This window comes from Amphibiibacter pelophylacis (assembly GCF_037688875.1).
Taxonomy (GTDB): domain Bacteria; phylum Pseudomonadota; class Gammaproteobacteria; order Burkholderiales; family Burkholderiaceae_C; genus Amphibiibacter; species Amphibiibacter pelophylacis.
The window spans coordinates 151,317-163,623 of record NZ_JAWDIE010000001.1; the positions used below are offsets into that span (position 1 = coordinate 151,317).

At 66.4% G+C, this 12,307-nt stretch carries 9 protein-coding genes; 1 reads left to right on the forward strand and 8 read right to left on the reverse strand.

What is annotated here, in order from left to right:
• Nucleotides 1-2: 2 nt before the first annotated feature.
• The 6 genes from RV045_RS00685 to secA form a co-directional block, all read right to left on the reverse strand.
• Nucleotides 3-3,092, reverse strand: a complete 3,090-nt coding sequence (locus RV045_RS00685) for a molybdopterin dinucleotide binding domain-containing protein (protein WP_423233832.1) — start codon at nt 3,090-3,092, stop codon at nt 3-5.
• Entirely contained in the window at nt 3,089-4,192 is a 1,104-nt protein-coding gene (nrfD, locus tag RV045_RS00690) for an NrfD/PsrC family molybdoenzyme membrane anchor subunit (protein WP_423233833.1), read from the reverse strand. The genes RV045_RS00685 and nrfD overlap by 4 nt, the downstream gene beginning before the upstream one ends.
• Before the next feature lie 2 nt (nt 4,193-4,194).
• Nucleotides 4,195-4,935, reverse strand: coding sequence for a sulfate reduction electron transfer complex DsrMKJOP subunit DsrO (gene dsrO / locus RV045_RS00695; RefSeq protein ID WP_423233834.1), 741 nt, complete (start codon nt 4,933-4,935; stop codon nt 4,195-4,197).
• A 98-nt stretch (nt 4,936-5,033) separates the two neighbouring features.
• Nucleotides 5,034-6,218 (reverse strand): GGDEF domain-containing protein, encoded by a 1,185-nt coding sequence (locus RV045_RS00700; RefSeq protein ID WP_423233835.1) that lies wholly within the window; start codon nt 6,216-6,218, stop codon nt 5,034-5,036.
• Complete coding sequence (locus tag RV045_RS00705; protein ID WP_423233836.1) at nt 6,203-7,387, reverse strand: GGDEF domain-containing protein; 1,185 nt, start codon at nt 7,385-7,387, stop codon at nt 6,203-6,205. The genes RV045_RS00700 and RV045_RS00705 overlap by 16 nt, the downstream gene beginning before the upstream one ends.
• Nucleotides 7,388-7,601: 214 nt before the next feature.
• On the reverse strand, nt 7,602-10,355 hold the full coding sequence (gene secA / locus RV045_RS00710) for a preprotein translocase subunit SecA (RefSeq protein ID WP_423233837.1): 2,754 nt from the start codon (nt 10,353-10,355) through the stop codon (nt 7,602-7,604).
• Nucleotides 10,356-10,412: 57 nt separating this feature from the next.
• Between secA and RV045_RS00715 the strand changes: the two genes are divergently transcribed.
• The gene (locus RV045_RS00715; RefSeq protein ID WP_423233838.1) at nt 10,413-10,790 is read left to right on the forward strand and encodes a hypothetical protein; all 378 of its coding nucleotides are present in this window, start codon (nt 10,413-10,415) and stop codon (nt 10,788-10,790) included.
• A 24-nt stretch (nt 10,791-10,814) separates the two neighbouring features.
• Here the strand turns inward: RV045_RS00715 and cgtA are convergent, their stop codons facing one another.
• Together cgtA and rpmA are read right to left on the reverse strand one after the other, a co-directional pair.
• Nucleotides 10,815-11,951, reverse strand: a complete 1,137-nt coding sequence (cgtA, locus tag RV045_RS00720; RefSeq protein ID WP_423233839.1) for an Obg family GTPase CgtA — start codon at nt 11,949-11,951, stop codon at nt 10,815-10,817.
• Nucleotides 11,952-12,040: 89 nt separating this feature from the next.
• Nucleotides 12,041-12,301 (reverse strand): 50S ribosomal protein L27, encoded by a 261-nt coding sequence (gene rpmA, locus RV045_RS00725; protein ID WP_423233840.1) that lies wholly within the window; start codon nt 12,299-12,301, stop codon nt 12,041-12,043.
• Nucleotides 12,302-12,307: the final 6 nt, after the last annotated feature.

Consider the following 12,307-nt stretch of genomic DNA (forward strand, 5'->3'; position numbering starts at 1 on the left):
CCTCAGGCGGGAGTCAGCCGCGCCGGAAGCCCGTTGCGCACCGCGGTGCCGGACACCGAATCCACCCACATCATCCGTCCCGGGTAGGTTGGATCCTGCAGGCCGAGGTCGTTGAGGCTGATTCCCGCTGACAGCTCGGGGTTGCCTGCGATCTCCCGCGTGCCGATGCGGTGCGTGCGTGCGCCCAGCTCGCGGTGTCCATAGCCGTGCTCGACGGCGATCACCCCGGGCATGATGCCCGGCGAGACCAGCACCGTGCACGGCCGCCGTCCGCCCGGGGTCTCCAGCCAGGCGCTCTGGCCGTTGACCAGACCCAGCCGCGCTGCGTCCGATTCGTGGACGATGACGGGGTTGTCCGGGCGGATGTTGCGCAGACGGGTGGCGATGCTGTAGGAGTTCTGCAGCGGCGATTTGAAGCTGACGACCAGCATGGGCCAGTCGGTCTGCGGGAAATGCTGCCGCATGGGGCTGCCATCGGCGAAGGCCGGGGGCTGCCAGGCCGGACTGCCGCTGTAGCGTCGTCCGGTCAGACTGTTGCGGCTGGTGCCCAGCTTTTCGTTGTACAGACACAGGGCTTTGTCAAAGCGCCAGGTCATCCAGTCGGGATGGTCGGCGTCCTGCGCCTGGCCGTAGGGCTGGTAACGGCCGCCGCGCGTGTACAGAAAGGCGACCTTGCGCCATTCGTCGTCCGTCAGCGTGGTTTTGATGTGCGGCAGGATGCGGCTGACACCACTGGCTTCGATGTCCTCGTCCGTGGCGTCCGGCACAGGCGACTGGCCCAGAAACGCCACGTTGGCGCCGCCGCGCAGAAACCAGTCTTCGGCGCGCTCCAGCGGGTGCAGCTGGCCCGCCGCGTCGGGGATGGCGTTCGGGCCAAAGCCGGGCAGTTTCAGCTCGCGGGCTACCGCGATCAGAAAAGCCTCGATGCCGATGCGCTGCCCGTCGGCGGTCTTGTCCATGCGCGGCTCGATCACGGGCCAGCGCGCGGTGCACATTTTGGTCGGCACGCCGTTCCAGGGGCCCGTCCAGCCCCAGCTCTCGTAGAGCATCGAATCCGGCACGATGTAGTCGGCGTAGGCGTTGCTTTCGTTGATCATCGGATCAACCGAGATCAGCAGCGGGATCTTGCGGGGATCGGCCAGTTCTTTGTCCAGCCGGGCCTTCAGGCCAGGCACGCTGTACATGGGGTTGACGCTCCACAGGATCAGCGCTTTGAGCGGGTAGGGGTAGCCCGTCATGGCGCCCGTCAGCCACTGGGTCGACAGGCCGGGCGCGTTCGGATACCACGGCGCCTGCGCCGGGAAGGGTTTGCCCGCTGCCTTGCGCGTGCGGAATTCGGTGGTTTTCTCGTAAGGCACGTTGCGGCTGAGCGGGATGCCAGTGGGCTTGATCTGGCCTTCGAAGTGCGCCAGGTTGTAGCGCGGGCCTGGCCCGTCGTAGGGAAAGGTGCCGCCATTGATGGCCAGGCCGCCTTTCCAGTTGACGTTGCCCAGCAGCAGGTTGAGTGCCGCCACGCCATACGCGTTGTAAAAACCGGCGCCGGACATCATCCCGCCATGGCCGGTGACCGAGGCTTTGCGGCCGTGCTGTGCCAGCCTTGCGGCCAGCGCCTGGATGGTCTCGGGGGCAATGCCGCAGTCTTCGGCGCACTGCGCCAGGCTGCGCTGCATCACATTGGCTTTGAGCTGCATGTAGGCGGTTTCAACGGCCACGTCCTGGCCGTTCACGCGCACCCGCGTCGGGGGAATCTCGATGGGCGCGGGGCCGCTGGCCTGATCCGCCGCACTCGGTTGCCCCTGGGCGTCCAGCACCATGCCAGGGTCCGCGTCGGTGCCGATATCGGTCTCGGCCACCGGCCAGCCCAGGTCCGATCCGCGCAGGAAATGCCCCTGGCGCGGGTGACCTGCTTCGGTGATGACCAGCCAGCTGGCGTTGCTGAAAGACGGTTCTCCCGCAGCCTGTGCCACTTTCAGGCTGGGGTGGGACAGCCAGGCGGTGTTGATGCCGCCAGTTTCGATCAGGGATCGCATCAGGCCCATGACCAGCGCACCGTCGGTGCCGGGTCGGATCGGGATCCAGCGCGTGCGGTGGCGGGCGGCCCGGTTGTCGGCGGCCGTCAGCACAGGGTCAATCACCACGTATTCGAGCTTGCCGGTCGCGCGTTCTTTGGCCACCAGCGCACCGGTGCGTTTGAACGGGTTGCCCGCATTGCCCGGCGCCGTGCCGATGAAAATCACGAACTCGGCGTTTTCCAGATCCGGACGGCCATGCGGCATTTTTTTGAGATCGCCAAACACCGCGCCCGAGCCCGAGCGCCAGGCCCCGCCGCAGTAGGAGCCGTGGCGGACAAAATTCACCGAGCCAAAGGCGCCCCCGATAAAGCGCCGTGCCAGGCTGTCACGCCCGTCGTTGACGCTGGTCATCAGCGCGACCTGGTTGGCGCGCGGACCCAGTTCCGGAGCGGCCGGATTGATGGGTGTATCGAGGTCGCGCAAGGCGCGCAGGCCCTCGACCGGGCCTTCGCCGAACAGATCTCCGCCTTCGACCACTTCCCGGATCAGCTGCTCGAAGGAGATCGGCGCCCATTTCCCGGAGTTGCGCGGCCCGACGCGCTTGAGCGGGCTGAGCACGCGGTAAGGCGAATCGATCTGCGACAGCACCGCATTGCCCCGGCCGCAGGCGGTCGAGCGGCCGTCCAGCCCCCGTTTGCCGTGGCGCGACAGCGAGACAAAGCTCTCCAGCACCGAGACGTTTTGCGGCAGTTCCGGGTTGGTGGACAGCGGGTTGTAGGGGTTGCCCGTGACGCGCAGGACTTTCCCGCTCGTTTTGTCGATGCGCACGCGCACGCCGCACTGGGTGGTGCAGCCCAGACAGCCAGTGTAGCTGACCTGCTGGGTGGGGTTGAGCGTGATCCGGCCGCTGGCGGGATCAACGGTGAATTCCGGCTCCGGCGCCAGGCCGTAATAGCGCGTGGGCGGCGCGTCCTTGCCGCGCAGCTTGTCCACAATGCGCTCGGCGGTCTGGGAAAAACCGGCGGCAAAGGCGGCCAGGCCACCTGCGGCCAGGACGGTGCGGCGGGTGTTCGAGGTCATGCGCAAGCTCCTGAAGTCCGGCCTGGGCCGGGCGTGTCATCCCAGGGCAGCAGGCTGGTGATGACGATGAAAAGAAACAGCCACAGCCCGGCGGTCCCGATCAGGCCCAGCCAGCCGTCCTGGCCCAGTGGCAGGTGGTAGCTGTAAAAGCCAGCCCCGAATTTGGGAATCTGCTGGCCTCCGATGAACAGCGTCCAGCGCATCATCCAGGCGCTGTGCAGCGCCAGCAGGCCGGTCAGCCAGCCCGTGGTCGGCCAGCGCAGGGCCAGCACCAGGGTCAGCACGGTGGCGGCCACAGCCCAGAGGGCCGTGATGCGCCAGTGCAGCGAGCCCGCGACCTCGTCCAGCGCCTGCGCGTGCACGGCTGAAAATCCCGTCAGGCCCAGCGCCAGCCAACCTGCACCCAGCAGCAGAACGATGACCTGGACCATCGCCAGCAGCCGGTTCAGGCGCCGGGTGTCCTCGGCCTGTGCCTGCCCCATCAGCCGCGCCATCAAAAGCACCAGACCGATGGCGCCGGCCAGCGCCGTGGCCACAAACTGCAGCGGCAGCAGCGGCGTGTGCCACAGCGGACGGGCGGCCACCACCATCACCTCCATGCCCGTGTAAAGGGCGACCAGCAGAGCGCCCAGAGCGGTGAGCAGCGCCGCGCCACGCAGCCCGGCCCGGTTCAGTGTGCCGCCCAGGGCCAGGGCGCGGTACACCGGTGCTGCGGGACCGTTCCGGTCGGCCATGGCCTGCAGCGCAGGCCGCAGCCACAGCCACGCGTACAGCAGCAGGCTGCCCAGGTACAGCGGGATGAACACCGCGCCCCAGGCCATCCAGGAGCTGGGGTTCATGTACAGGTAAAAGTGGTAGAAGCGCCCGGGCTGGTGCAGGTCCGACAGCAGGGCCACCGGCGCGCACAGCCCGCACAGCAGCGCCCCCAGCAGCGCCAGGCGCGACATGCGCTGCCAGCTCCTGCGCTCCAGAACCAGACCCGGCAGCGACAGGGCGAAGCTGCAGAACGACAGCCCGATCAGGAAGAAATACTGCACCGCCCAGGGCAGCCAGGCCACCTCGCGCGACATGTTGATGACTTCGACGATGTGCGTGGCCATGATCACTCCTGCTCGGCCGACGGGTGCCACAGGCTGCCCTGGCCTTCGACTTTCCCGGCGAAATCGTGTTCCAGCCCGATGTAGAACACGTTGGGATGCGTGCCCGCTTCGGGCTTGAGCACTTTCAGTTCGTCCTTGTGCTCGACCATCAGCTGGCTGATTTCGCTGTCAGCGTCATTCAGGTCGCCGAAAATGCGCGCGCCACCGACGCAGGTTTCCACGCAGGCGGGCAGCAGCCCCGCCTCCAGCCGGTGCATGCAGAAGGTGCATTTGTCGGCCTTGCCGGTTTCGTGGTTGATGAAGCGGGCGTCGTAGGGGCAGGCCTGGACGCAGTAGGCGCAGCCCACGCAGCGCTCGGCGTTGACGACCACCTCGCCATCGGGCATCTTGAAGGTGGCGCCCACCGGGCAGACCGGCACGCAGGGCGGGTTGTCGCAGTGGTTGCACAGGCGGGGCAGCACAAAGGTGCCGACTTCCTTTTTCCCCTGGTGGACCTGCTCGACCGCGTAGGTCGAGACGATGGTGCGGAAACTGTTCTCCGGCACTGCGTTTTCCATGAAGCAGCTCACCGTGCAGGCCTGGCAGCCGATGCACTGGCGGATGTCCACCAGCATGGCCCAGTGGTGTCCGCCCTGACCGGGCCCGGCCGCCCGGGCCGGACGCGCCACTGCGGCCCCGGCCGTGATGACCGGAATTGCCTTGAGAAAACTGCGTCGGTTTGTGCTGCAGTCGCCGTTGCCCATGCCTGGCTCCATCCTGTAGGAATAGGCTGAAGTCTAGGAAAGCAGCTCCTTGCGGGGAATTGTCATGACGACGCAGTCGGCTAGGTAATAGCGTCTATTCACGTCGGCAGCGGCGCCTCCATTTCGGAATCCATCATCACGGCGGTCGGGAACTCGTGCGGCGAATAGGCGCGCACGCAGTTGCGGCCGCAGCGTTTGGCCGAGTAGAGCGCGCGGTCGGCGCGGTCCACCAGCTGGTCCACGGTTTCGGGCGGCGCCCAGACGGAGGCGCCGAAGCTGGCGGTGATGGGCAGCTGCAGCGGCCAGTTCTGCGCTTCGATGCTGCTGCGCAGGCGCTCGCCGATCTCCTGCAGATCCTCCAGACCGTTCACCGGCATCGCCACAAGGAACTCCTCGCCGCCCCAGCGTGCGGCGATTTCGCCTTCGCGCAGGCAGGATTTGACGGTCTGCGCCATCTGCACCAGCACCTCGTCGCCGATCTGGTGGCCGTGGTTGTCGTTGACCGATTTGAAGTGATCGATGTCGAAAATCAGCAGACCGATCGGGCGCGTGGTGCGCGAACCCAGCAGGCGCTGCAGCTCGCGCGTCATGCGGCGGCGGTTGTGCATCTGGGTCAGGCCGTCGGTGTCGGCGGCCATCTCCAGGCTGTCGGTGCGCACCTGCACGCTCTCGTAGCGCTGCTTGAGCCAGGCGAAGGTGGTCAGCATCAGCACGTAGACCGGCTGGGCGATCAGGATCACGCCCACCGAAAAACCCGCGTTGGCCTGCGCGTAGTCGGGCAGCAGAACGTAAACGGGCAGGACCAGCGCCAGCGCGTAGCCAATAAAGAGCACGGCGCTGAACATCAGCGCCGTCTGCATGCGGAACACGAAAAAAATCAGCAGGTAAGAGAAGGGCATCATCACCGACGCCGGAGCCAGCAGATGCAGCTCCCGGTGCGGCAGCTGGTCCATCATGCCCAGGCCCACGATGAAGGGGATATATAGCGCCACCAGCACCACGCAGGCGGTGATGATGGTGTCGCGCCAGTGCGGCCGCCAGCGCGACAGCAGCCAGGCCATCAGCATGGTGATGGACATCACCGGATAGGCCACCGTGTTGACGCGGTTGATGGTGTTCATCAGCGTCTGGATCAGCAGCAGGGCCAGAAACACCCAGCCGGCCACCATCAGCATGTGCCCGGCCACGCGCAGCGTGACCTGCTCGAAGGACTCCTGGTCGGTCTCGGAATCGCCGTCCTCCATGCCGGGCAGGATGCTGCGCCGGTTCAGCTGGCCATCCATGCGTCCTCCTCGTCCTGGCGGGCTTTGGCGGCTTCCCCGGCTTCGGCCAGGGCGTCGGCTTCGGCCTTGGCCATCGCGTCATGAAACAGCGACACTTGGTTGCGCCCCAGCTTTTTCGAGGTGTACAGCGCCAGATCGGCGCGGTGGATCAGGTCGTCCACAGATTCGCCCGGGCGGATCTGCGCCACGCCCATGCTGGCGGTGATGCGCAGGCCACGCGGCCAGGCCGTGCCCTGGATGGCGGCGCGCAGGCGCTCGGCGACTTCGGCCGCCACGCTGACGTGAACCACGCGCAGCGCCACCATGAACTCCTCGCCGCCCCAGCGTGCGGCCAGCTCGCCGTTGCGCACGTGCTTTTGCAGCACCTTGGCCAGGTGAACCAGCACCTCGTCGCCGACCTGGTGGCCGTGGATGTCGTTGACCGATTTGAAGTGGTCGATGTCCATCAGGATCACGGCCAGCTTTTTCTTCTGCGGGCTGGCCTGATCGGACAGGATGATCTGGTCGATGTCGCGCATCAGGCGACGGCGGTTGAACAGCCGTGTCAGGCCGTCGGTGTCGGCCGCGTATTCCATGGTCAGCGCGCGATGGGTGATGCGGGTGTGGCGCTTTTTCAGGTCGGAATAGCCCAGCAGCAGGGCGATGTACATGGGCTGGGCGATCATGCTGACGATCAGGGTGTTGCTGATCTCGACCCGGCTGCTGACGGGCAGGATGCCCCACGCCGGTACGATCAGGCACAGCGCATACAGCGCGTACAGGCCCAGGCTCAGGCGCAGCGCCAGTTTCTGCTCGACCAGAAAGAAGACCAGGATGTAAGTCAGCGGAATCCAGATCACCGAACAGGACAGCGCCACAAGCTCGCGGCCCGGCGTCTGGGTCAGCAGGCCTGCACCGGTCAGCAGCGGCAGAAAAACCACCACGCTCATGGTGCCCACGACGGCGAAGCGGTGCTGGCGCTGGCGCCGCTGGTGCAGGCCGGCCAGCGCGCACGACCAGATCACCACGGCGCCGATGGGCAGCGCCCAGGCGTTCAAGGTCGTCAGCATGTTCTTCGCCATCAGGCTCAGCCAGATGCCCAGCAGGAGCGTGCCCGCCAGCGCCATGACCATCAGGGCCACGCGGTCGAGCATCTCTTCAAAGGGCAGATCGGTCAGGCGTTGTTTCATGGCTCCGTGGCGGCGATGCGGCAACAGCGTATCTTGGCCCTGTGCATGGGCACAGGCACCGCATCAGGCAGTGTATGCAGGCCGCCTGGTGCGCGATGGCGGCAAAAGCCGGGCCAAAAACCCCGATACCCGGCCATTGACCCTGCCCTGAAACGGCCGCGCCCGCCACCATCGCAGGGATGGGGCGGGCGCGGTGGCAGGCTGGGGCAGCGGATCAGCTCAGGCGGCCATGGCACTGCTTGAACTTCTTGCCGCTGCCGCAGGGGCAGGGGTCGTTGCGGCCAACGGCCTGGGTGGCCTCGGTGGGCAGCGGCGCCAGATCATCTTCATCCGGATCAGAGATCTCGGTGTCGGGCTGGTCCGAATGGATCATGTGCAGCTCGCGCGGCTCGCTGGCCTCTTCGATCTGCTGGGCGACGGCCATGGCTTCGGCCTCGCTCTGGATGCGCACTGTGACCAGCACGCGCGCGACCTCGGTTTTCACCGTCTGGATCAGCTGGCCGAACATGGCGAAGGCTTCGCGCTTGTACTCCTGCTTGGGGTTTTTCTGGGCGTAACCGCGCAGGTGGATGCCCTGACGCAGGTGCTCCAGCGCGGCCAGGTGGTCGCGCCAGTGGTTGTCCAGCGTCTGCAGGAAAACCATGCGCATGAAGGGCGTGAACTGGGCTTCGCCCACGTGTTCGACCTTCTCCTTGAAGGCGCTCACGCCCGCCTGAACCACGCGCTCTTCGATGTCGCTGTCGTCCACGTCGCCGCCTTCGGCCAGCCAGGCCGTCAGGTCCAGCGGAAGCTGCCAGTCATTGGCCAGCTCGGCGTCCAGCGCGGCGATATCCCATTGTTCCTCAACGCTTTCTTCGGGCACGTAGCGGCGCACCACGTCGGACAGAGCCGATTCGACCACGGCCAGCATCTGCTCGGCCAGCACGGGCGCGTCCAGCGTTTCGTTGCGCTGCTGGTAAATCACCTTGCGCTGGTCGTTGGAGACGTCGTCGTACTCCAGCAGCTGCTTGCGCATGTCGAAGTTGCGGCCTTCGACCTTGCGCTGCGCGCCTTCGATCGAGCGCGTGACCATACCGGCTTCGATGGCCTCGCCCTCGGGCATTTTCAGGCGGTCCATGATGGCGCGCACGCGGTCGCCCGCGAAAATGCGCATCAAAGCGTCATCGAGCGACAGGTAAAAGCGCGAGCTGCCCGGATCGCCCTGGCGCCCGGCCCGGCCGCGCAGCTGGTTGTCGATGCGGCGGCTTTCGTGGCGTTCGGTGGCGATGATGCGCAGGCCGCCCAGCTCTTTCACCTTGTCGTGCAGGCCCTGCCACTCGTCGTGCAGCGCCTGGACCTGGCGCTGGCGGTCCGTGGCATCCAGCGCCTCGTCGGCCTCCAGCAGCTGCACCTGACGCGCGACGTTGCCGCCCAGCACGATGTCGGTGCCGCGCCCCGCCATATTGGTGGCGATGGTGATGACGCCCGGACGCCCGGCCTGGGCGATGATGCCGGCCTCTTTCTCGTGCTGTTTGGCGTTGAGCACCTGATAGGGCAGCTTTTCCTGGTCCAGCATCCCGGCGATCAGCTCGGAATTTTCGATGGACGTGGTGCCCACCAGCACCGGCTGGCCACGCTCGTGGCATTCGCGGATGTCGGCGATGACGGCCTGGTACTTCTCTTTCGAGGTCTTGTAGATCAGGTCCAGCTGGTCCTTGCGCTGCATGGGCCGGTTGGGCGGGATCACCACGGTTTCCAGACCGTAGATTTCCTGGAACTCGTAGGCCTCGGTGTCCGCCGTGCCGGTCATGCCCGACAGCTTGGCGTACATGCGGAAGTAGTTCTGGAAGGTGATCGAGGCCATGGTCTGGTTCTCAGACTGGATCTCGACACGCTCTTTGGCTTCGACGGCCTGGTGCAGGCCATCGCTCCAGCGCCGTCCGGCCATCAGGCGGCCCGTGAACTCGTCGACGATGACGACTTCGCCGTTCTGGACGACGTAATGCTGGTCGCGGTGATACAGGTGGTGCGCGCGCAGGGCGGCGTACACGTGGTGCATCAGCGTGATGTTGGCCGCGTCATACAGGCTCTGGCCCTCGGGCAGCAGCCCGGCGGCGGTCAGCAGCGCCTCGGCCTTTTCGTGACCGGCTTCGGTCAGATAGGCCTGGTGGGTTTTTTCGTCCACCGTGAAATCGCCTGGCACTTCGACGCCTTCGCCGGTTCGCGGATCGGCCTCGCCGATCTGGCGCGTGAGCTGCGGGATCAGGCTGTCCACCTGCAGATAGAGCGCGCTGTGGTCGTCGGCCTGGCCGGAGATGATCAAAGGCGTGCGCGCCTCGTCGATCAGGATGGAATCGACCTCGTCGACGATGGCGAAACTCAGCGCCCGCTGCACGCGGTCGGCGGTCTCGTAGACCATGTTGTCGCGCAGGTAATCGAAGCCGTATTCGTTGTTGGTGCCGTAGGTGATGTCAGCGGCGTAGGCGGCCTGCTTCTGCTCGCGCGACAGGCCGGGCACGTTGACCCCGACCGTCAGGCCCAGATAGCTGTAGAGCTGGCCCATTTCCTGGGCATCGCGGCTGGCCAGGTAGTCGTTGACGGTCACCACGTGCACGCCCTTGCCGGCCAGGGCGTTCAGGTAAACCGCCAGCGTGGCCGTCAGGGTTTTGCCCTCGCCGGTGCGCATTTCGGCGATCTTGCCCGCGTGCAGCACCATGCCGCCCACGAGCTGCACGTCAAAGTGCCGCATCCGGAAAACGCGCTTGCTGGCCTCGCGCACAGTGGCGAAGGCATCGACGAGGATGTCGTCCAGCATGGCGCCGCCCGCCAGACGCTCGCGCAGCTGGGGCGTGCGGGCTTTGAGGTCGTCGTCGGAGAGCGCTTCGTAGTCGCTTTCCAGTGCATTGATTTTCTGCACGACCTTGCGGTACTGTTTAAGCAGACGGTCGTTGCGGCTGCCAAAAATCGAGGTGAACAGTTTCGGGATCATGGAAAGACCAGTGCGCGGGCTCTGGCAAAATTAAGGCCAATTACCGAGTTTACCACCGTGCCCCTTTCCAAGCATCCCAAGCCCACCGGGCTTGCCACCTATCTGCCTTTGCCCAGCGTGCCGGTTTTCCGGCCGGTGTCTATCGCCGATGCCTTGGCGCGCAGCCCGGTCATGGGCCGGCTGATGCAGCGGGCGAACGAGGCGACCGATGCGCTGGAGATCATCGCCCAGGTGCTGCCCGGTCACATGATGGAGCGGGTGCGCAGCGGGCCCATCACCGATACCGAGTGGCATCTGCTGGTCGACAGCCAGGCCGTGGCCAACAAGCTGCTGCACTGGGCGCCCGACCTGAAGGACAGGCTGGTGCGCCACGGCCAGCCCGCGCGCGAGCTGGTGGTCAAGGTCAGCCGCCAGCGCGCTTCGGGCGGGCGCTGAAGCCAGGCGCTTTCTTCGAGGGGATCAGCGCGGCGCGAAGCGCGGGTCGTCGCTGTCGGGCACGAAACCGCCATCGGTGCCGTCGCTGGATCCGGCTTCGCTGCCAGGCGGCGTGTCAAAGCGCGGATCGAAATCGGGCTCGGTGGGTACGCGGCCCTCGGCCACCTGCGCGTAAATGCGGTGCAGCAGCGGCTGCAGCCCCTCGCGCGCCAGCGCCGACACCGGAAACACCGGCCCCGTCCAGCCCAGTCGCTCGACAAAACCGGCGCACAGCGCCTCGCGCTGGTCCACGGGGATCATGTCCAGCTTGTTGAGCACCAGCCAGCGCGGCTTGTCGGCCAGATCGGGGTCGTAGCGGCGCAGCTCTTCGACAATTGCCTGCGCCTGCTGGACCGGATCGACGCCGTCGTCAAACGGCGCCATGTCGACGATGTGCAGCAGCAGGTGGGTGCGCTGCAGGTGGCGCAGGAAGAGGTGGCCCAGGCCCGCGCCCTCGCTGGCGCCTTCGATCAGGCCGGGAATGTCGGCGATGACGAAGCTCTGCTCTGGCCCCACGCGCACCACGCCCAGGTTGGGGTGCAGCGTGGTGAAGGGGTAATCGGCGATCTTGGGGCGTGCGTTGGACACCGCCGCGATCAGCGTCGATTTGCCTGCGTTGGGCATGCCCAGCAGGCCGACGTCGGCCAGCACGCGCAGCTCCAGCCGCAGCTTGCGCGCTTCGCCGGGCCAGCCTGGCGTTTTCTGGCGCGGGGCGCGGTTGGTGCTGGTCTTGAAGTGCAGGTTGCCAAAGCCGCCATCGCCGCCCTTGCAGATCAGCACGGGTTCGCCGTGGGTCAGCAGCTCGGTCAGGACTTCGCCGCTTTCAAAATCCGAAATGATGGTGCCCACCGGCATACGCAGGTGAATGTCCGGCCCGGCCGCGCCAAAGCAGTCGGCGCCGCGACCCTGCTCGCCGTTTTTCGCCTCGTGGCGGCGCGCGTAGCGGTAGTCGATCAGGGTATTGATGTTGCGGTCGGCCACGGCGTACACACTGCCGCCGCGCCCGCCGTTGCCGCCGTCCGGTCCGCCGAAGGGGATGAACTTTTCGCGACGGAAGCTCGCGCAGCCGGCTCCGCCGTTGCCGGCGCTGACGTCGATGGTGGCTTCGTCGACAAATTTCATGGCGTTATTCTCTGCTGAAAACAAAACGCCCCGACCGGGACTGACGTCCGGGCCGGGGCTGCTCGGGGAAGTGTCCGCGAGGCCTGGGATCAGGCCGCCGGGGTCACAAACACCGTCTGACGGTTGAGCGAGCCGACCGTCTTGAAGCTGACCGTGCCGTCCGACAGGGCGAACAGCGTGTGGTCGCGGCCGACGCCGACATTGTCACCCGGGTGGAAACGCGTTCCGCGCTGACGCACGATGATGGAACCGGCCGACACGACCTGGCCGCCGAACACCTTCACCCCGAGCATCTTGGGTTTGGAGTCGCGACCGTTGCGCGTAGAGCCGCCGCCTTTTTTCTGTGCCATGGTGGT

Bases quoted from the DNA above. Each gene is read 5' to 3' on its own strand.
- RV045_RS00685 (WP_423233832.1), bottom strand. From the start codon at position 3,092: ATGACCTCGAACACCCGCCGCACCGTCCTGGCCGCAGGTGGCCTGGCC.
- nrfD (WP_423233833.1), bottom strand. From the start codon at position 4,192: ATGGCCACGCACATCGTCGAAGTCATCAACATGTCGCGCGAGGTGGCC.
- dsrO (WP_423233834.1), bottom strand. From the start codon at position 4,935: ATGGGCAACGGCGACTGCAGCACAAACCGACGCAGTTTTCTCAAGGCA.
- RV045_RS00700 (WP_423233835.1), bottom strand. From the start codon at position 6,218: ATGGATGGCCAGCTGAACCGGCGCAGCATCCTGCCCGGCATGGAGGAC.
- RV045_RS00705 (WP_423233836.1), bottom strand. From the start codon at position 7,387: ATGAAACAACGCCTGACCGATCTGCCCTTTGAAGAGATGCTCGACCGC.
- secA (WP_423233837.1), bottom strand. From the start codon at position 10,355: ATGATCCCGAAACTGTTCACCTCGATTTTTGGCAGCCGCAACGACCGT.
- cgtA (WP_423233839.1), bottom strand. From the start codon at position 11,951: ATGAAATTTGTCGACGAAGCCACCATCGACGTCAGCGCCGGCAACGGC.
- rpmA (WP_423233840.1), bottom strand. From the start codon at position 12,301: ATGGCACAGAAAAAAGGCGGCGGCTCTACGCGCAACGGTCGCGACTCC.